This window comes from Asaia sp. SF2.1 (assembly GCF_000505765.1).
GTDB classification, from domain to species: Bacteria; Pseudomonadota; Alphaproteobacteria; order Acetobacterales; family Acetobacteraceae; genus Asaia; species Asaia bogorensis.
In genome coordinates this window covers 40,181-59,524 of the sequence record NZ_AYXS01000049.1, presented here as the reverse complement: position 1 = coordinate 59,524, position 19,344 = coordinate 40,181, and the positions used below count along the sequence as shown (strand labels likewise).

Sequence of the window (19,344 nt, the reverse complement as noted above, 5' to 3'; positions counted from 1 at the left end):
CCTGCCCGCAGAACGGCGCCATGGCATAGCTCACATGGCCGCCGCCACAACCGAGATCGAGGGCCACACCAGGGGTCTCTTCACGCAGCAGCGCAAAGAGACGCTCCAGATCCTCCCCGACTGCGTGGGTCTGGCTACTGACATAATCCTTGGCGCGCGGGCCATAATGTCCGGTGACGAAGTCGCTCATGGATTCCCTCTCTTGCCGTAGGAGACTTCGGCATCGGGCACGGCATATTGGGGTTTGACCTCACTGGTCGTCACGGTCTCGGTGGCGAGGCCCGGCAGAACCGGCGGACCCGACGCCCCGTCCATGCCCGGTATGGCAACCGGCAGCGAAGCATAGGCGCGTGCCATGCGATCGCGATGGGGTGGCTGACCGGGCGGATGGCCCGGTGGACCATTCACGGCCAGATCCGGCTTCGGGGGGCCGAATGTATTATCCGCACAGCCGGCAAGAACCATCAGAAAGAGGAGGAGCGAGGCTGAACGCATGACGAATCTTGTATCAACCTCATTCACTGGCGGCAATTGACGGATGATGCCGGGTGCGGCAGGCATCGCACAGCAAATCGGGGGAGAGTTTTTCGTGTTTGATGGATCGCTGGCAACTGCCACAGGCCGACGCAAGGCGTGGATCGACAGTCTCTTCGTCGATCATGCCATTTTCCGTCTACCCTGGACCAATCTCGCTACCGTCGTACCGGGCAATGTCTATCGATGCAATCACCCCACACCCGCACGGCTGGCCCGACTCAAGCGAAAGCTGGGCCTGCGCACGCTGGTCAATCTGCGCGGGCATCGGCGCTGCGGTTCAGATGCCCTCTCACGGCAGGCTGCGCAGGCGTTGGGCCTCGATCATATCGACATGGCTTTCGAAAGCCGTGGCGCACCGCACCGAGACAGGATCCTGCGCTTTGCCGAGTTGTATGCGCAGATCGAACGCCCGATGCTCATGCACTGCAAGTCAGGTGCCGACCGCGCAGGCCTGGCCTCGGCATTGGTCATCCTGTTCGAAGGCGGGACAGCCGCTCAGGCGCTGCGCCAGTTGCACTGGCGTTTTGGGCATTTCAACCGGGCTCGTACCGGTATTCTCGACGCATTTGTCCTGCGCTATCAGGCCGAGGCTGAAGGGCGCATACCCTTCATGCACTGGGTCGAGCATGAGTATGACGAGGTCAGGCTCAAAAAGGATTTCACGGCGGGTAAACTGGCCTCTTTCGTAACAGACAAGGTTTTGCGCCGGGAATAAACTCCCGTCGGGCTCAGAACCCGCGCTTTTGTCTCAATCCGGGAACGCCATGCTTTTCACCAGGTTGACCAGCTGAAACCTCACCTTGGCGTCTGTGATATTCTGGAAGGCGTGCAGGAGCTCAACGGACATTGTATCGAGGCGTAGTGCAGGCATGGGTTCCGCTGACAGACCTACGGGGGCAAGCCCATCTTCGCCTGTCGCCGACCTGAAACCGGATGGTGCCTCTGAAAAACCGGTCGCCGCCGAGGAGGCGCCCTCAGAGCGTCGCATGGACCCGTTTCCCCCACCAGCCAGATCATCGAAGAAGAAACCGATCGGCACATCGAGAACGCGCGACATTTCATAGAGGCGACTTGCCCCTACCTTGTTCGCGCCACGCTCATATTTCTGCACCTGCTGAAAAGTAAGTCCCAACGCCGCGCCGAGCTTTTCCTGCGACATGCCCAGCATGGTACGCCGCAATCTGATCCGTGCGCCGACGAGAGCATCGATCGGACCCGCTGCCGAGGCGCTTTTTGCGGTATTACTCATCAAGCATGGACTCTTATTGGTGGTTAATCAGATACACCCAACGGCATAGATTAACTTTCTATTATCTACTGTCGGCGATGCCCAAGAAAAACAGCCACCAAGACAGCCATAATGCAGAGACTGACAGGGACTATTCTTCCATAGATCGAGAATATTGTTGGCCGGTGCGGCGAGGGTATGGCGAGAACAAGGCTATCTGCCTTACCCCAGGGCAAGCGGGCAATTTCGTGCCCGGCGCCATCAAAAGCTGCCGTGATACCCATATTAGCAGACTGAACGACCGGCAGTCCCTCTTCGACCGCCCTGATTCTTACGGTCGCCAGATGCTGGCGCGGCCCTGCACTATTACCGAACCACGCATCATTGGTGATATTCGCCAACCAGTCTGGACGCTTGGCGCCAGCGACATGGCCGGAGAATATGATCTCGTAACAGATCAGGGGTCCGACAGCCCCTAGCGCTGGCAGCGACCAGGTGGCTAGCCCCTTACCCGGCGTCAACTGACCTGGAAGCAGATTGAACGGAATGAAGCGTGGCTGATATTCTCCAAACGGAACCAGCGTGGACTTGTCGTAGACGGCCCTGATCTGCCCGCTTTCATCCAGAGCGAAAATACTGTTGTAAAACCGGTTATCTGCGTCGCGCCGATCCGACCCGATCATCCCCCATGCGCCATCTGCCGCCTGGGCAATCATGCGCCTAGCGGGCTCATCTTCGTCCAGAAGTCCGGGAAAGCCCGACTCAGGCCAGAGATAGATAAGGCCCCGATCCTCGTTGAGGGCCCTTGCCTTCGCTACGGCTTCATTGGTGAGGCGCAGATAAAGCCTGAATGCCTGCACAGCACCATCGCGCGAGAGAATGTCGCGCTCACGCACATTCCCCTGCAACAGCGCCACCACGGGATTCCTGACGGGCAAGAGTTGGGGGTTGGTCAGGCTGTACGCCCCCCATATACCCCACACGCAAATGCCCCCGATCAGACCAAGGCGGACTGTGCGCCCATGCCAGACCAGCAATCCGCATAGAGCAGCGACCAATGTCAGCCCGTCCACCCCTATAACGGCAGCAGGCTGAATGAGAATATCACCCACCAGACCCGGGATCTCGAACACGCTGCCGGTCGGGTTCCAGGGAAAGCCCGTGAAGATGAATACACGCGCCATGTCAGCCAGCGTCCATAGCGCAGCCAGCATGACCATGCGTGACGCGCCTTCCGGCATGAGGCGGCATAGCAGGACGGGCACCATGATGAAGGGCGCAAGAATCAAGGCGCAGCCTGGGGCGGCAATGGGCACAGCCCACCAGAAATCATGCGCCCGCGTCAGTATGGCATTCGTCAACCAGGACAATGCCGCCGTGTGATAGCCAAGCCCGAAGAAAAAGGCGTGTACCGCAAGCTGACGAGGGCTCGCTGCGTCCTGCGTGCAACGATAAAGATAGAGCAACCCAAGGGAGAGCGCAGGCAAGCAGTACAGAGGCGGGAGCGCCAGCGAGGCAAGAGCCCCGACGACGAGATCAGCCAGAATCATTTTCCCGGTGGAAAATGGAAGCCGGCTCGACGGGAAGGAAGCGTTCCAGAGCCGGAAAGTCACATTTTACTCCTGGTCTTATTCTAGGGCGTCTCTCAGGCGACGCTCATAATGACGATAATACTTGTCCGCCAGGAGCTCGCTTTTAACGAGAACGGCCACATCCGTCGTATTGAACTGTTCATCCACAACGGCCCCGTCACCAATGAAACCACCGAGACGCAGATAGCCCTTGATGAGGGGCGGCAGCTTCGACAGGCATTTGCGATGATCAAGCAGATGCGGATCGCTGCGCTGCATATCAACATACCGGTCCGGCAGAGCGCGAATGCGGAGCGCCGGCGGGGCGAGATGATTATGATACAGATAAGTCAGCTCATCAGCCATGAGATCGGGATTTGTCCCCGGCAGGCTGGCACAGCCAAACAGAACATCGATACGATGCAGGAAGATGTACGAGGCAATGCCACGCCAGAGCAGCTGCATGGCCGAACGACCACGGTAGCGCTGATCGACACAGGAACGCCCGACTTCAAGCAGTCGACCAGGGAATTCCGTGAGCGTCGAGATATCGTACTCGCTCGATGTGTAGAAACGTCCGAGCTGAGCGGCCTTGTCGCTGGTCAGGAGACGATAGGTCCCCACCACGCCTTCGGCACCCGACGACACAGCATGATCGATCACGAGAAGATGGTCCGCCACCTCATCGAAATCGTCGATATCGCGCTTCAGACGAGCCGTGCGTTCATCCGCATGAGCTCCCATCTCCTCGAAGAACACGCGGTAGCGCAGGGCCTGAGCGGCTTCGCGTTCGGCATCGGTCGTTGCAATACGCACGCCAAGCTGCCCCCCCCGAAGTTCGGGAAAGGCGTCCCTGGACAGATCGAGGCTGGAAAGTGACTGACCTGCAGCAGCACTGTTTTCGCCGTCCGTAACAAGAAGACGCAGGATCTCGGCGTGGGAGGGTTTGGCGCTCATCAATCCTGACCTGTTGAGCCGCCTGCCTTCTGGGGCATGCGGCGGCCGAAGAGTTCGAGACGATGCGACACGAGATCAAAGCCGAGGCGACGGGCCAGGGCCTCCATCAGGGCAGCATGGTCCTCATCCTCGAATTCGACGACATGACCGGAATCGACATCGATAAGATGATAGTGGTGCTGGTGGCCAGGTTCGCTGGCCTCATAACGTGCACGACCACCACCAAAATCACGACGCTCGAGGATCCCTTTTTCCTCTAGCAGACGGACCGTGCGATAGACTGTTGCGATGGAAATACGCGCATCGAGCTGCGAGGCACGACGATACAGCTCCTCGACATCCGGGTGATCTTCAGCTTCGGACAGGACACGCGCGATGACACGGCGCTGCCCTGTCATCTTGAGGCCCCGGTCGATACATAATTGCCCGATGCGTGACTCTTCCTGAGCCCGCCCGCTTCGCTTTGCGTCAGCTTTCGCTTCAGATACCATGGAATACGGCGTAGCCGAAAATCCGGTCCTTTGCCAACGTTAAGTATCGGACAAAGGGCGCCTTTCTCATCGACGGTGGCCAAGACCGATCTTGCGCGCCAGATTCGAGCGGTGGCTCGCATAATTCGGTGCGACCATCGGATATTCTGGCGGCAGATCCCAGCGCTCGCGGTATTGCTGAGGCGTCATGTCATAGACGGTCTGAAGGTGGCGGCGGAGCAGTTTGAGCTTTTTGCCATCTTCGAGGCATATGATATAATCGGGAAATACTGATTTCTTCGGCGGTACCGCTGGTGTCGGCTTGATAATTTCGGGCTTGGTATTGGCAACATTGGACAAGGTCTGATGGATTGTCCGGATGAGATTGGGCAGGTCCTGACCCGAAACTTCATTATGAGCCACATAGGCAGAGATGATCTGTGTCGTTAGCTTCTGCAAAATCAAGTTATCCGGATCGCTCGACATATAAATTTCCCTCAATGAATATATCTGATTGATAGAAATACACTCACCAAACGATATAGTACAAGAAAATATATCGAACAACTAGGGGTACTCAATACAATGTCCGTGCAGATTATTGATATCACAGACAAGACCTGCCCCATGACCACAGTTTACGTTCGCCTTGCGCTTGATCGGTCCCAGATTGGCCAGGATCTTCTCGTGCTGCTCAGAGGAGAGGAAACGCGCCGCAACGTGTTGACCCTGCTGGAAACGCTCGGACAGAAGGCAGAGTGGGAGGTCGCGGAGAACCCGGTCGAGAGCGATTACCGTATAGCGCTATGTAAATCATGACGCATGACCCGCGCATCGCTTCCGTCGGGATAATAAGAGCGCCTGATCCCGCATTCCTCAAATCCGAGTGCGAGGTAAAGAGCGCTTGCCGGACTATTGTTGACTGACACCTCGAGGAAAAGGCTCGTCACCCCCTGCCCTCTAAGAAAAGTGAGGCTTCCCTCGATCAACGCGCGCGCAACCCCTTTGCGGCGGAACGCAGGCAGCACAGCAACAGTCAGAATCTCTGCCTCATCCATGCAATGCCGCACGAGAAGAAGGCCGGTCGGTCCACTGTGATTGGTGTAGACCCAGCCTGCAACACCCGGCATCGAAAGTAAGCCGGTGAAGGCCTCGGCCGTCCATTGCTCGGGTTCGGGAAAGGCATCCCGGTGCAGGGCGGCACAGAGTTCCCCATGGGCCGTACCCAACATGACCATTGGGCCGCCGTCGGTCATCCCTGCGGTGCAGGACGCAATCCACGGGCTGGCAACTTGGCCTCCGGTGCGTCGATGTAAAGGGGCTCAAGCATGGCGCTGTCGGCTGTCACCAGGCCCGCTTCCAGAATCATGTGGATGTCGGGTCGTGCTGTTTCAAATGCCCCTGATGGAACCGTATGTCCTGCCAGCATGGCGACGCCATTGCCGACCAAGGGCCCTTCCCGGCCCGCACCCTGCCTGGACAGAAATGCGTCCGGTGATCCGGCCCAGAAGGAACCGTCAGCCCATTCGACAAACAGACGATCACGACGTGCCTGCGTCAGACAGATGGCACTTTTCAGACCTTGTCGCGTACGGAAACAGGCACCTGTCGTGACACCCCTCAACTGCGCACCGAAACCAAGCGCCAGGCCGTTCGCCAGAGCAAGACTGGCCCGCAGGCCAGTGAACGACCCAGGCCCTATGACGGCGATGATCAGTTCCGGCCCCTGATGCCAGCCCGGCATCTTGAAGAAGTCACGGCAATGCGCGGCCAGGGATGCCGTCGCCCCAAGGCCTTCGATCGCTACATGTACAACACAGCGACGACCCTCGAAGATCGCCAGATCCCCCGCGCTCGATGGACCCAGTGTTGCGCCATTCAGCACCAGGCTGCGCGTACCTGCCGTCAACACCATCAGAGAACGAGGCAGGCTTCGTCAAAGGCCAAACGCATGGCGCGTTCCACCTGGGGCGGCGCCTCCGCATAACCCAGACCGGCGATGAAATTGATGCGCCAGCCTGTATCGGAGAGAAAGTCGTCTTCGATTGTGTAGCCGTCGAACCCTGAGAACGGTGCGACATCAAGACCAAGGGCACGGGCCGCAAGGATCATGTAGCCGCCCTGGAGAGAACCATTGCGAAACGCCGTCTCTTCCGAGAGTCCGACATCAGCGGCAAACCAGTTCCGCAGGTTTTCCTCCCGGCTCAAGCGGGGCAGATGCTCGAAGAACAGAGGGTCATGACAGACGAGCACCACGACAGGCGCGCTGAGACAACGCTCAATATTGCCCGCGGACAAGGCCGGTCGCAGGCGCTTCTTCATATCGTCAGAAGTCAGGAAAACGAGGCGTGCTGGACAGCAATTGCCCGATGTCGGACCAAGCTTGACGAGATCGTAAAGCGTGACCAGCGTCTCGCGTTCGACCGGACGGGCTGACCAGCCAATGGGTGTGCGGGCCTGTCGAAACAGGCGATCAAGTGCCAGCGCGTCAAGGGCCGGTGACAGGGCGCGTGCATCACCCGGTGCGGCGTCATGATCACGCCGGGTGCTGCCAGCCCGGACGGTCTGATCAGGGCTTGAGCCATCCAGCGACACCGGGACAGGGGACTCTGGCTGACTCTCACTCACGGCTTCAATCCTCGACTTGCTCTACGGCCACCACTTCAGGGACGTAGTGACGCAGCATGTTTTCAACACCATGCTTCAGTGTGGCGCGCGATGAAGGGCAGCCAGCGCAGGCGCCCTGCATCGTCAGACGTACAACACCGTCACGATAACCCCTGAATACAATATCACCCCCATCTCCTGCAACGGCAGGGCGAACGCGCGTATCGAGCAGTTCGCGGATCTGGGCGACAACGGCTTCGTCCTCAGGGGCAATCGCCTCTTCCTGAGCTTCTGCAACCGATTCAAGGCTTGGCTCACCGGAGTCGAAATGGCTGGTAATCGCAGCAAGAAGCAGAGGCTTGAGCGTGTTCCAGCTGAATTCGTCGGTCTTGGTAACGGAAATGAAGTCACCACCAAGGAAAACACCGCACACACCCTGTACCGCGAAGAGGGTGGTAGCGAGGGGCGAGCGGCCCTCAGCTGCGCTGGCATCGGCAAAATCAGCCGTACCACGGTGGCCGGTTACGGCCCGACCGGGGAGGAATTTGAGGGTGGCGGGGTTCGGGGTATCTTCGGTCTCGATAAACATCACAGCTCTCAGATCACAGTTATCGCTGTGACATGTGCCATCAATCGTGACTCCGCAAGTCCTTTATCCCCCGAATCAGGCCTGGGCGACGCCCAGCGGCAGCATGATCTGCACGCACAGGCCGCGTCCGGGCACATTGTGCAGATCCACCTTACCCTTCGCCCGCCCGACTTCACGTGTGACAATGGCCAGACCCAGCCCCATCCCGCCAGTGGCGCGTGAGCGCGACCCCTCGACACGATAGAAAGCCGAGAGAACGTTTTCGAGCTCTGCTTCCGGAATTCCCGGTCCGTCATCGACGACGGAAACGATGACTTCCTTGCCATCCGTCTCAAGCGTCACATGCGCATCGCCGCCGTAATTGCAGGCATTGTCAATGAGATTGGCAAAAACCCGCTTGATTGCGAGAGGACGCACCATTGCCTGACAGCGATCCGGCCCGGTGTAGCTTGTGTCGCGGCCACGATCGCTCTGGGAGTCGAGCAACGTATTCAGGATAGCGACGAGATCGACCTGCTTGATCGGCTCGGGGTCCAGATCGCCAGCCAGATAGGCCAGAACCCCTGTCACCATAGCCTCCATCTCGTCGATATCGGCCTCGATCGCCGTTTGCGTTTCCTCGTCATCCATGAACCCGGCGCGCAGACGCAATCGGGCAAGTGGCGTGCGCAGGTCGTGTGAGACAGCAGCGAGAATTTCGGTACGGTCGTTGATAAGACGCCGGATGCGGTGCTGCATCTTGTTGATGGCCTGGGCAAGTCCACGCACTTCTCGTGGCCCACGCTCATCGACCATCGTCCATTGCATATCATCGGACTTGGCGATGCTGTCCGCCACCTGTGCGAGCGCACGCAGGGGCGTACTGAGCGCCCGTACGATCATCGCCGCGGCAATGGCGACGGCACCCGCGGTGATGGCCGCCGAGGCCAGCCCCCCCGTCATGTGCCTATGCTTGAGAATCCCGGGCACGTTGAAGGCCAGACGGCTTCCGTCTGCCAGCTGGAGGCTCCCGTGGATGCTCGATGAGTCGGCCCGATCGGCCCAGACACGGATATCGGCCTTGCCGAGATCGCGATCATTGGCGATCAGGCTTTCCTCGACCTGACGCAGTCTGTGCGGCTGGTCGAGGTCGATTGGCTGGTTGGCCGAACGCCAGCTCACACTGATACCGTTATCCGAGAGAAGGGCGCCCAGCAGACCGCGCTGACTGATCGGCGTCGTGCGCAGCACACGCAGATCAGTGCTCAACTCCTCTGCAAGCTGGGTAATGCGGCTGTCGTCATCGATATATGTTTCCGCCTCTTCATAGAAAAAGGCGCTGGCCACGAAGACCAGAATGACGGCAGCGAGCAGAACCACGCTGACCCGGCCGACAAGGCCGACCGGCCACAGACGGATGATGCGGGGCGTATTTCCCCCTCCAAGACTGAACGGCATGGCGGTTTAGACGCGCTCGACTTCTGCCACGAATATATAGCCCAGGCCGCGCACAGTGCGGATCAGCGCATCGGCGTCGGCACCAAGCTTGCGGCGCAGACGGCTGACGAGCACGTCGATGCTACGGTCCGAAACGTCGCCAAGGCGCGTGCGCGAGAGTTCGAGCAGCCTGTCACGAGCGATCACGCGCTGGGGATTGTCGAGGAAGCTTGTGAGCAGGTCATGCTCGGCACCCGAGATGTCGACCACAGCGCCCGAAGGATCTGTCAGCTCGCGGCGACGGAGATCCAGCTTCCATCCTGCAAAGAGGATTGTCTCCTTGCGCGATACCTCGGTCGGAGCGGCACCCTGACCGCGGCGCAGCACGGCGCGAACACGTGCCAAGAGCTCACGTTGGCCGAAAGGCTTCGCGACATAGTCATCAGCGCCGATTTCGAGGCCAAGGACGCGATCGCGCTCTTCGCCACGGGCAGAAACCATTATGATCGGGGTCTGGGCCAGAGGCGCTTCGCCGGGGTGGTTCGTTCCCTGACCGTTGCGAATGGCGCGGCAGAGTTCCACACCACTGGTCTTGGGCAACATGACGTCCATGACGAAAAGATCGACGGGGCCAACTGCGAGGGCGTCCCACATTTCGTCGCCTGAAGCGACACTGCGGACCCTGAATCCATCACCCTGCAGGGCGCGCTGGATCAGGGTACGCATCCCCGGATCATCTTCTACGATAAGGATACGCGCCGGCAGGTCGGGAGCGGGAGTGGGAGCAGTAGGAGCTGTCGTCATTATCCCATCGATCATTCTGTGGTAAACGAGATTTGATACAATTTATGTCTCAGTTCACGCAAGAACAACCGTATTGATGGGACTCGACGAATTTTACCTCATTTTGATGATTTGGTAAGCAATAGGGTCCAGAGCTGCGCGAGATCCTGCGACCCATGATCGCCATGGACATCGGCAAAGCTTTTTACTGCCTCAGCCTTGCGACCCCCATCCATCTGCGCCATGGCGTATTGCAGCTTAGCGCCTTCGGGAGCGATCGGCTTCTTGGCTAACCCTTCGCGCATCAGGGCAAGGCCCTCGTCCACCTGGCCATTCAGCACAAGATTATATCCCGCGGTGAGCGACGGTGCTGCGTTGGGCATCTTGCGCGCTGCCTCAGCATCCGCAGCCAGTGTGGCCTTCGTATCGGCTGCACGCTTGACCACCATCGCTTTCAGGCGGGCCTCACGCGCAGCGCCCTGGTCCTTGCCCAGCGCGCCGGAAGCATAGGCCTGGTTTATCAGGTTTAGCCCCAGCTGCGGCAGACCGGCCTGAACAGCGCGCTCGACCATGTCCATGTAATCTGATGGGTCCTTGAGCACACCCGTCGTCATGCGCAGACGCTCGAGGTTGAACTGCAGGGCGTCAGGCATCTGGGGGTCAGCTGCGAGATTATGGATCAGCATCGCCCAGTAATCAGGCTTGGAATAGTATTTGGCGAGCAGCACATAGGCATGCGTCTCGTTCGCCGCATCCTTCATCTGATGATAGCAGGTCGCCAGGAACTGAAGCTGGTTCTCGGGCGGGATACGCTTGGCCTTGATCTCGTCGTTGATCTGGTCCTGCTGTACGCGCGCAGCGTTCTTGTAATCCTGCTGCAGGTAATAGGACTGGACCAGAAGCGTCTGCATCTGGGCGTTCGGGCCAGCAATCTTGAGGTAGCGCTCAATAGCCGGAACAGCGTGCGCGTAATCCTTGGCATTGTAGGCCATGGTCGCGTTGGCCATCAGCATCTGCTGCTTGGCTGCCGCAGGCGTGCGCGGTGACGCGATCAGCACGTCATAGGCTTTCGAGGCCGCGGCCACATCGCCCGACGAGGCAGCAACCGCCGCACGCATCTGGGCAATGGTGTATTTCTCGTATTCGGTTTTCCCCGGAATCGCATCAGCCGCGTTCACGGCGCTCATGGCCTTGGCGTAGTTTTTCGCGCCCAGAGCCGTTTGCGCTTCCTGCAGGGGTTTGCCGACCTTGGCACTCAGCTGATCTTCAGCATGAGCGATCGTGACGAGCGAAGACCCGATGACCGGAACGAAAGAGGAGGCTGCCAGAAGCGAGCTGGCAACCAGGAGGGCGCGAGAACAACGGGGAAAACGCACTTACTGTCCTTCCATGAACTGGTCTTGACCGACGATACCGAGCTTGGTGATGCCAAGACGCTGGGCGTCGGCAAGCACATGGGCAACCGTCTTGTAGTCTGCCAGGCGATTGGGGTGAATATGCATCTCGGGCTGATCGGGCAGGTTTGCCGCGTTCATGAAGCGCGCCTGAAGATCGGCTTCGGAGGAGACGGGTTCGCCATTCCAGCTGATGGAATTGTCGAAATCGACCGCAACCGTGACAACCTTGGGCTCTTCGGTGCTCGGCGGCGGATTGCCCTGCGGCAGGTCCAGCGCGACCGAATGCGTCTGAAGCGGAATGGTGATGATCAGCATGATGAGCAGCACGAGCATGACGTCAATCAGGGGCGTCGTGTTGATATCGACGATGCCCTCGTCTTCATGCGTGCTGTCGGATCCGACGCTCATGGCCATGAGAGAACTCTCCAACAGGCGGAAAGCCGGCCAAGACCGGCATCCGGAAAAAACGGAGCCGGAGCCCCCTGCGACCCTGTGGGATCAGCAGCAGGCTCCTGAAGCGGGGTCCTGACCGAAATCAGGAGTGAGGCTGCTCGGTGATGAAATCGATGCGATAGATGCCAGCTTCCTGGCAGGTCGCGACGATTTTGCCGACAGCTTCGTAACGAGCCTTGCCGTCACCCCGGATCTGGATCTGGGGCTGGGGCTTGATGACTGCGACCTTCTCGAGACGATCGAGCAGATCCTGATGACCACGCAGAGGAACTTCGTTCCAATACGCCTGACCATTCGCCGTGACCGCCAGGACAATGTTGCCTGGCTTGGTCTGGGTCGGCTGGTTGGCGTCGCGCGGCAGCTGCACCTTCACGGAATGCGTCGCAACCGGGATGGTGATCAGGAAGATGATGAGAAGAACGAGCATGACGTCAACGAGCGGCGTCGTGTTGATCGCCGAGACGACTTCGTCTTCTTCACCACCCCCACCGACGTTCATCGCCATGATCAGGCAACTCGCGAGCTGGTGGTCGTGGTCGTCGGGCTGTGGTCAGGGCTGACCGTCGGGGCAACACCGTGACGGAAGCCACCCAGCAGGACGGACTGAACGTCGGCAGCAAAGTTGCGCACGCGGTCCATGGCGCCCTTGTTGCGACGGACGAGCAGGTTGTAGCCCAGAACGGCCGGAACAGCGGTGGCAAGACCGATCGCCGTCATGATGAGCGATTCACCAACCGGGCCGGCAACCTTGTCGATCGAAGCCTGGCCTGCAATGCCGATGGCGGTCAGGGCGTGGTAGATACCCCAGACGGTGCCGAACAGACCGACGAACGGCGAGGTCGAACCCACGGTGCCGAGGAAGGCGAGGCCGCCCTGCAGACGCGTGTTGATGGTGTCAACCGAACGCTGAACGGACATGGCGGTCCAGCTATGCAAGTCGATGGCGTCGCGCATCGAGCCTTCATGGTGCTCGGCAGCCACAATGCCCGTCTCGGCAATGTAGCGGAACGGCGAAGCCGGCTTCAGGGCAGCAGCGCCTTCCTGAACGGTCGGCTTGGTCCAGAATTCACGTGCAGCTTCCTTGGAAGCCGAGAACACCTTGGACTGTTCCAGGAACTTGGTGACCATGATGATCCAGGTGCCTGCGGACATGATGACCATGATCAGCAGAACGCCACGGGCAATGGCGTCACCGTTGGACCAGAGAGCGCTCAGGCCATACGGGTTTTCCTGCGACTTCGGCGCGGTCGCCTCGGCAGGAGCTTCAGGAGCCGGGGCAGCGGCATCAGGTGCAGGAGCACCAGCGGCCGGAGCGGCAGCGTCAGGGGCCGGGGCGCCGGGAGCGGGCGCAGCCGCATCGGGAGCCGGGGCGCCGGGGGCAGCCGGAGCAGCGGCGTCGGGCGCTGCGGGAGCCGGGGCTGCAGCGTCGGGAGCAGGAGCCGCAGGCTGGGCAGCCGGGGTTTCCTGGGCAAGAGCAACGGCCGGCACGACCACACCTTGCGCCACGGCAAGCGTGACTGCCAGGGCCGGGGCGGCGAGAGCGGGAAGGCGGAACAGTCTCGTCATTAACTCCAAATCCTCTGAAAAAGAGCCCCTTCGAGAAGGACTCTGGCAGTGCCGCCCCGTTCTCTGCCGGGCGCGGCTTGGTTTCTCACTTTCCGGGGCGCGGAGGCTGCCTGCCCCCTGCCCCGTCGGAAGGAGGAGCCGGAGCTTCTCTTCCGTCATTCCGTCAAGCGACCGGTGCTTTCACGCCGGTCGCCATGCACTCAGTCATCACCCAAGGTGAAGTTGATGTGCAGGGTATGGTGATGCTCGACCACCGGCTGTCCATTCGTGACCGCAGGCTGATAACGGGCCTTGCGGAGGAACTCCATGGCAGCTTCGACGAAGGCATGACCACCCGTCGAGTTGGTAACCTGGCAGTTTGACGTACGGCCGTCGGTGCCGATGTCACAGGCCACGGTAACGCTGCCTTCGCGGTTTTCTTCCAGCATCTCCTCAGGGAAGACCGGACGGGCACCGTTGATCGGCGAGGCACCAGCCGAGTGATCCGGCACAGGCGGGCCCTTCGGCGCTGCGGGAGCGGGCGGCGCATTATTGGCAGGCGGCACAGGTGCCGGCGGCTTTTCATGCGTGACCTGCTTGATCACATGCTTCTGTGGCGGCGGCTGAATCTGGATCTTCGGCGGCGGTATGTACGGCGGCGGCGGCGTCGTCATCTGCGGCGGCGGCGGCGGTGGCGGCGGTGGCGGCGGCTTCTTCGGCTCCGTAATGATCTTCGTCTTGATCGGCGGATGGAACTGTTCGACGATTTTCGAACCCAACCCGTTCACCAAGGCGTAGATCACAACGACGTGGAAAAGCACAGCGATTGCGATGCCGACGATGTACTTCGTCGGGCGTCGCTCCTGCTCGGCGTAGTTCATCGGTTGTGTCACTCCAAACCCTCTGTCCTGAGCCCCACACCTCTCTTGGCGAGAGGGGCGGACCGACTTGATAATATCGCAACCGCCCCATGCGACTTGCGTTCCGGTCAGGCGTCAGTATGGCCGACACATCCCGAAATGTTTACCATGCTCCCAGCGCATGGCTCCCGTGCAAATTGGGCAAAGGTAAGGCACTGCTGTCAAGTCAGTTTCGTTTCAATCGTGCCGTTTTCCGACAGGCAAGGTTTTGCATACCAGCAGCACGACACTTTGAGACACAGTGAAACGGAACATTAATTCACTGCAAGAGTAATATTTGTGAAACGCGCAAAAAGAGGCTGAAAGTCTTGCACCGCAAGAGATTCAGCCCCTTGTCACCAACGCCCTTTATTGGGCGTTGGCGCTGGCCTCCGAACGCGTTGCGCCTACGCGTTGGGCGAGTGCTGCGGACATGAAATCGTCCAGCGCACCATCAAGCACTGCATCGGGATTGCCTTTTTCCACCCCGGTGCGCAGATCCTTGACCAATTGATACGGCGCCAGAACGTATGAACGAATCTGGTGCCCCCAGCCAATATCGGTCTTGGCCGCCTCCGTCTGGGCCGCAGCGGCTTCGCGCTTTTGCAGCTCAGCCTCGTACATACGCGCCTTTAGCATCTGCATGGCGGTCGCGCGGTTGCGGTGCTGCGAGCGGTCGGTCTGACACGCTACAACAATACCGGTCGGGATATGCGTGATGCGAATCGCCGAATCGGTCTTGTTGACGTGCTGCCCACCCGCACCCGAGGCACGGAACGTATCGACCTTCAGGTCGCTGTCATTGACCTCGATCTCGATCGTATCGTCCACAACCGGATAAACCCATACGGAAGCAAAGGATGTCTGACGACGCGCTGCCGCATCAAAAGGCGAGATGCGCACCAGGCGATGCACGCCGGCTTCGGTCTTGAGCCATCCATAGGCATTGGCCCCGGCAACCTGAAGCGTGGCGGATTTGATTCCGGCCTGCTCGCCCTCGCTGACTTCCATCACGGTCACCTTGTAACCGCGCTGCTCCGCCCAGCGCGTGTACATGCGCAGCAGCATCTCGGCCCAGTCCTGAGCCTCCGTGCCGCCAGCGCCTGCATTCACTTCGATATAGCAGTCATTGCTGTCTGCCTCCCCCGAAAGCAGGCTCTCGATCTGGCGTGCATTGGCCTGATCGGCCAGCTTGCGCAGGGTCGCAACGGCTTCAGCAACCGTATCCTGATCCTGTTCGTCCTCGGCCAGCTCAGCAAGCTCGAGCATATCGGCAGTATCCTGCTCGATCTTCTCGACACTTTCGATCTGTGTCGCCAGCAGCGTACGCTCGCGCATCAGCTTTTGCGCGGCATCAGCATCGTTCCACAGGTCGGGGTCTTCTACCCGATGATTGAGCTCGGCGAGACGTGTCTGTGCAGCATCCCAGTCAAAGATGCCTCCTCAGCAGTGCCACCGACTGCTTGATCTGCTCCGATAGGGCCTCGGTTTCGGCCGACATGATTCATGCTCCTGCGTGTTCGTTGGGTCTCAATAAAGCCCGCCCATGCCAATGTCACCCTGTGGCTGGGCATTGGGGGCCTGTTGTTTCTTGGGGGCACCCGAATTCTCACCACCCGGCTCGCTCAGCCCGGCCTGACTCGATGCCCCTGCCATGTCGGTTTCCGTATCATACAGATCAGTCCCGGTGTCAGCTGCCGTAAGCGCTTCTGTTCCCGCGCCGAAGCCTTGAAGGGCGATGCTCATGCCTGGCACCTGATCGGCCTTGAAACCGTCGACCGCCATCAGTCTGCCGGTATCGTAACGGGCCAGTGTCACACCTTCTGGCACACGGAAATGCAGTTCCGGCCGCCCCTCGAGTGCCACCTTCATGAAACGGTTCCAGATCGGCCCGGCAATACGCCCGCCCGTCTCGCTCTTGCCAAGCGATTGCGGGGTGTCGAACCCGATCCAGACCACTGTGACGATATCGGGGGTGAAACCGGCAAACCACGCATCGCGGAAGTCCTGGCTGGTGCCCGTCTTGCCCGCTATGTCACGCGTGATGCCCTGCCCCGCAATGGTCCCCGTGCCACGCTTGATCACATCCTGCATCATGGCCGTAATCTGATAGGCGCTTGCAGCGCTGGCCACCTGCCGGCGGTTGTCCTGCACCTGCGGCACCTCCAAACTGCCAGGTGCCGGACCCGCAGGGGCGACAGGCGCAGGCGTGGATGGTGTGGTCACATCCGCGGGGTTGCCAGAGGGCGGGGCAACCGGTGTTGTGCCGGAGGCTACAGCCGGGCTTACGATTGCTGTCTGGTTGGGGGCCTGCATGGTCGTGCCAAGGGCGAGGCCCTCGGGCTTCCACAGGACGCTGCCATCGCGATCCAGCACCTCGTCGATCAGGCTGGGTGTCACCAGCTTGCCGCCGGAAGCAATCGTGGCATAGGCCCCCGCCTCGCGCAGTACCGTGGTCTCGACCGCACCGAGGGCTGCTGGCAGCACATGCGGCATCTGGTCGACCAGACCAATAGAGATCGCCATATCGGCCACGGACTTCATGCCCAGATGCGCCGCCAGACGAATCGTCACAAGGTTGCGGCTTTCACGCAGGGCGTCATGCAGGGTTGTCGGGCCCCAGTTGTCTTCCTCGTAATTCTTGGGATGCCAGTCACCATAAGAGACTGGCGCATCATCGAATTTTTCGGAGGGCGGTATGCCCTGCTCCATTGCATCGAGATAGACGAAGGGCTTGAACGATGATCCGGGCTGACGCAGCGCCTGTGTAGCGCGATTGAACTGTGACTCCTTGAACGACCAGCCGCCCACCATCGCCAGCACACGCCCGGTGCGCGCATCGAGACTGACAAGGGCGCCTTCAACCATAGGAACCTGCCGCACGGCGACGCGACCAGACTCAGCCTGAGGCTCGATCATGATCACATCACCGGCGGCCAGTGTCCCGGCATTGCGCATCCAGCCCAGATCCTTGGGGATGACCTGACCTTCCTGCTTCTCTCCATGTGAGAGCCAACCGACGCGCCCCTGAGCAGGGTTGAGCACGACTGCCAGACGCCACTGATCGATCATCCCAGCAGGGGGCGTAACGTCCTTCAGCGCCTCAACCCAGCCGTCACCGGCCACAGCATCGTGCAGCTTCGTCACAGGGCCACGCCAGCGGCTGTGACTGCGATCATACTCCATGAGCCCCTGACGAAGGCTCAGGGTCGCTGCATCCTGCAATTTGCGATCGAGGCTCGTATGCACCTCAAGGCCGCCCTGCATGGCGCGGTCAGGCCCGTAACGATCAATCAGCTGACGACGCACCTCGCTGCCAAACCATTCGGCATTGGGCAGCGGACCAAAGCGCACCGCATCATGCGGAATAAGAGACTCTTTCTGCCCCGCTGCGGCCTCTTCGCGTGAGATGGCATGGATTTCGGCCATGCGGTCCAGAACCCAGTTCCGGCGCTCGATGGCACGCTCGGGATGGCGGTACGGGTTATAATTGGCCGGTGATTTCGGCAGCGCGCCCAGAAAAGCCGCCTCGGCATTGGTCAGTTGATCGAGCGGCTTGTTGAAATAGGTCTGCGCGGCGGCGGCCACGCCATAGGCGCCATTACCGAGATAGATCCCGTTGAGATAGATTTCGAGGATCTTGTCCTTGCTCAGCGTCTGCTCGATGCGCAGGGCCAGAAGGGCTTCCTTTTCCTTGCGCTCGAGCGTGCGGGCATTGCTGTTGAGCAGCATATTGCGCGCAACCTGCTGCGTGATGGTCGAGGCACCCAGAGCCCGCTTGCTGCGATGGGTCAGATTCGTCAGCTCGGCACGCATGATGGCCAGAGGATCCAGACCCGCATGGGTATAGAAATTCTGATCCTCAGGCGCGATGAAGGCATTTTTCACGCGCTCGGGAATGGCATTGATCGGAATGTAGATCCGGCGTTCAGCAGCCAGTTCGGCCATGATGTGATCATCAGACGTATAGATCCGGCTGACGGTCGGCGGCTGATAGGTCTTGAGCGTATCGACGCTCGGCAGATCGGACGCGATGCGCTCATACTGGTGCCAGACGAACAGTCCCGATCCGGCCACCCCTACCAGTGCAATACCGGCAGCAACCGCAAGACCCTGACGCCAGCGGCGGAAACGCGGACCACGAGGCGGCTGGCGTCCCCCTTCGGGACCGCGTTGCCCGCCCCCCATAGGGACGCGCCCACTGCCTCCGCCACCTTGGGCAGTCGAGAACCAGAACAGGGGGAACCCGGTGGAGGAAAGGGCGGTGGTGGCGTGGATCATGGCAAGCGTTCTAGCATTGTCCAGCGCCCTCGTCGCCCCCCGCAATCATGGCAGGAAAAGCCTTAATTTTCGGAACTTTTCCAAGCCTCGCGGCCCTGCTTGTCTAGAGCTGCGCACTCCTCCTCGCTCAACGTGATGGACGCGGCCCGGACATTCTCTTTTAGATGGGCGGGACTGCCAGTTCCGGGAATGGGCAACATCACCGGCGAACGGTGCAGAAGCCATGCCAAGGCAATCTGACCCGGTGAGGCGTCACGGTCTTTCGCTATCGCATCAAGCACCGTGCCGGGTCGAGCCAGAGACCCGGCTGCCAGCGGTGCCCAGGGAATGAAGCCAATCTGGTGCGTCTCGCAGTAATCGAGCACATCCTCAGATTTGCGATCGACAAGATTGAAGCGGTTCTGGACAGTGGTCACAGGGAAGAAAGCGCCCGCCCGCTCGATCATTGGCACATCGACTTCGGACAGACCGACGTGACGGATCAGCCCCTCCTGCTGCAGTTTGGCTATGGCCTCGAACTGCGTTTCCGGCGGGCAGTCAGCCCCCACACGGTGGAGCTGCCACAAATCAATGCGTTCCACACCCAGCCGACGGAGCGACATAAGCACGCA

At 60.2% G+C, this 19,344-nt stretch carries 22 protein-coding genes and 1 pseudogene; 2 read left to right on the top strand and 21 right to left on the bottom strand.

The window, feature by feature from the left end:
- Nucleotides 1–190, bottom strand: a pseudogene (locus P792_RS37815) (SAM-dependent methyltransferase); the annotation flags it as partial.
- Nucleotides 187–495, bottom strand: coding sequence for a hypothetical protein (locus P792_RS33830; protein WP_023979769.1), 309 nt, complete (start codon nucleotides 493–495; stop codon nucleotides 187–189). The gene P792_RS33830 and the pseudogene P792_RS37815, both read right to left, overlap by 4 nt.
- A 94-nt stretch (nucleotides 496–589) precedes the next feature.
- Between P792_RS33830 and P792_RS33825 the strand changes: the two genes are divergently transcribed.
- Nucleotides 590–1,252, top strand: coding sequence for a tyrosine-protein phosphatase (locus P792_RS33825; protein WP_023979768.1), 663 nt, complete (start codon nucleotides 590–592; stop codon nucleotides 1,250–1,252).
- Between the two features lie 33 nt (nucleotides 1,253–1,285).
- Here P792_RS33825 and P792_RS33820 read toward each other — a convergent pair whose 3' ends face one another.
- The 5 genes from P792_RS33820 to P792_RS0120175 form a co-directional block, all read right to left on the bottom strand.
- Complete coding sequence (locus P792_RS33820) at nucleotides 1,286–1,786, bottom strand: helix-turn-helix domain-containing protein (RefSeq protein ID WP_023979767.1); 501 nt, start codon at nucleotides 1,784–1,786, stop codon at nucleotides 1,286–1,288.
- 65 nt (nucleotides 1,787–1,851) lie between these two features.
- Nucleotides 1,852–3,378, bottom strand: coding sequence for an apolipoprotein N-acyltransferase (gene lnt / locus P792_RS33815; protein ID WP_031241523.1), 1,527 nt, complete (start codon nucleotides 3,376–3,378; stop codon nucleotides 1,852–1,854).
- Between the two features lie 15 nt (nucleotides 3,379–3,393).
- A complete protein-coding gene (locus P792_RS33810) occupies nucleotides 3,394–4,293 on the bottom strand; it encodes a GNAT family N-acetyltransferase (RefSeq protein ID WP_023979765.1) in 900 nt (299 codons plus the stop codon).
- A complete protein-coding gene (locus tag P792_RS33805) occupies nucleotides 4,293–4,784 on the bottom strand; it encodes a Fur family transcriptional regulator (RefSeq protein WP_023979764.1) in 492 nt (163 codons plus the stop codon). Before P792_RS33805 ends, P792_RS33810 begins: the two co-directional genes overlap by 1 nt.
- Before the next feature lie 66 nt (nucleotides 4,785–4,850).
- A complete protein-coding gene (locus tag P792_RS0120175) occupies nucleotides 4,851–5,249 on the bottom strand; it encodes a MucR family transcriptional regulator (RefSeq protein ID WP_031241519.1) in 399 nt (132 codons plus the stop codon).
- 99 nt (nucleotides 5,250–5,348) lie between these two features.
- Between P792_RS0120175 and P792_RS33800 the strand changes: the two genes are divergently transcribed.
- Complete coding sequence (locus tag P792_RS33800; protein ID WP_031241518.1) at nucleotides 5,349–5,582, top strand: sulfurtransferase TusA family protein; 234 nt, start codon at nucleotides 5,349–5,351, stop codon at nucleotides 5,580–5,582.
- Here the strand turns inward: P792_RS33800 and P792_RS33795 are convergent.
- From P792_RS33795 to P792_RS33730, 14 genes are all read right to left on the bottom strand, one after another.
- Nucleotides 5,555–5,995 carry a GNAT family N-acetyltransferase gene (locus tag P792_RS33795; RefSeq protein WP_235075529.1) on the bottom strand — a complete coding sequence of 147 codons (441 nt, stop codon included), beginning with the start codon at nucleotides 5,993–5,995 and terminating at the stop codon, nucleotides 5,555–5,557. The genes P792_RS33800 and P792_RS33795 overlap by 28 nt on opposite strands.
- Before the next feature lie 20 nt (nucleotides 5,996–6,015).
- The gene (locus P792_RS33790; RefSeq protein WP_023979761.1) at nucleotides 6,016–6,678 is read right to left on the bottom strand and encodes a peptidase M22; all 663 of its coding nucleotides are present in this window, start codon (nucleotides 6,676–6,678) and stop codon (nucleotides 6,016–6,018) included.
- Complete coding sequence (locus tag P792_RS33785) at nucleotides 6,678–7,268, bottom strand: malonic semialdehyde reductase (protein WP_031241514.1); 591 nt, start codon at nucleotides 7,266–7,268, stop codon at nucleotides 6,678–6,680. Before P792_RS33785 ends, P792_RS33790 begins: the two co-directional genes overlap by 1 nt.
- A gap of 127 nt (nucleotides 7,269–7,395) precedes the next feature.
- Nucleotides 7,396–7,959: a NifU family protein gene (locus P792_RS33780; RefSeq protein ID WP_023979759.1), complete on the bottom strand. Its 564-nt coding sequence runs from the start codon at nucleotides 7,957–7,959 to the stop codon at nucleotides 7,396–7,398.
- A gap of 75 nt (nucleotides 7,960–8,034) precedes the next feature.
- Nucleotides 8,035–9,396: an ATP-binding protein gene (locus P792_RS33775; protein WP_031241513.1), complete on the bottom strand. Its 1,362-nt coding sequence runs from the start codon at nucleotides 9,394–9,396 to the stop codon at nucleotides 8,035–8,037.
- A gap of 6 nt (nucleotides 9,397–9,402) precedes the next feature.
- Nucleotides 9,403–10,179 (bottom strand): response regulator, encoded by a 777-nt coding sequence (locus tag P792_RS33770; RefSeq protein ID WP_023979757.1) that lies wholly within the window; start codon nucleotides 10,177–10,179, stop codon nucleotides 9,403–9,405.
- A gap of 98 nt (nucleotides 10,180–10,277) precedes the next feature.
- Nucleotides 10,278–11,534: a hypothetical protein gene (locus tag P792_RS33765; RefSeq protein ID WP_023979756.1), complete on the bottom strand. Its 1,257-nt coding sequence runs from the start codon at nucleotides 11,532–11,534 to the stop codon at nucleotides 10,278–10,280.
- Entirely contained in the window at nucleotides 11,535–11,969 is a 435-nt protein-coding gene (locus P792_RS33760) for a biopolymer transporter ExbD (RefSeq protein ID WP_023979755.1), read from the bottom strand.
- Between the two features lie 121 nt (nucleotides 11,970–12,090).
- Nucleotides 12,091–12,513 carry a biopolymer transporter ExbD gene (locus P792_RS33755; RefSeq protein WP_023979754.1) on the bottom strand — a complete coding sequence of 141 codons (423 nt, stop codon included), beginning with the start codon at nucleotides 12,511–12,513 and terminating at the stop codon, nucleotides 12,091–12,093.
- A gap of 2 nt (nucleotides 12,514–12,515) precedes the next feature.
- On the bottom strand, nucleotides 12,516–13,574 hold the full coding sequence (locus P792_RS36770) for a MotA/TolQ/ExbB proton channel family protein (RefSeq protein WP_023979753.1): 1,059 nt from the start codon (nucleotides 13,572–13,574) through the stop codon (nucleotides 12,516–12,518).
- A gap of 200 nt (nucleotides 13,575–13,774) precedes the next feature.
- Complete coding sequence (locus P792_RS33745) at nucleotides 13,775–14,434, bottom strand: energy transducer TonB (RefSeq protein ID WP_023979752.1); 660 nt, start codon at nucleotides 14,432–14,434, stop codon at nucleotides 13,775–13,777.
- 387 nt (nucleotides 14,435–14,821) lie between these two features.
- A protein-coding gene (gene prfB / locus P792_RS33740; protein ID WP_152530270.1) for a peptide chain release factor 2 occupies nucleotides 14,822–15,953 on the bottom strand; the annotation gives its coding sequence in 2 pieces (ribosomal slippage) (nucleotides 14,822–15,883 and nucleotides 15,885–15,953; 1,131 coding nt in all).
- A 29-nt stretch (nucleotides 15,954–15,982) separates the two neighbouring features.
- Nucleotides 15,983–18,640: a penicillin-binding protein 1A gene (locus P792_RS33735; RefSeq protein ID WP_031241510.1), complete on the bottom strand. Its 2,658-nt coding sequence runs from the start codon at nucleotides 18,638–18,640 to the stop codon at nucleotides 15,983–15,985.
- 155 nt (nucleotides 18,641–18,795) lie between these two features.
- Nucleotides 18,796–19,344 (bottom strand): aldo/keto reductase (locus P792_RS33730; RefSeq protein WP_035440760.1); only part of this gene is annotated, 549 nt, incomplete at its 5' end.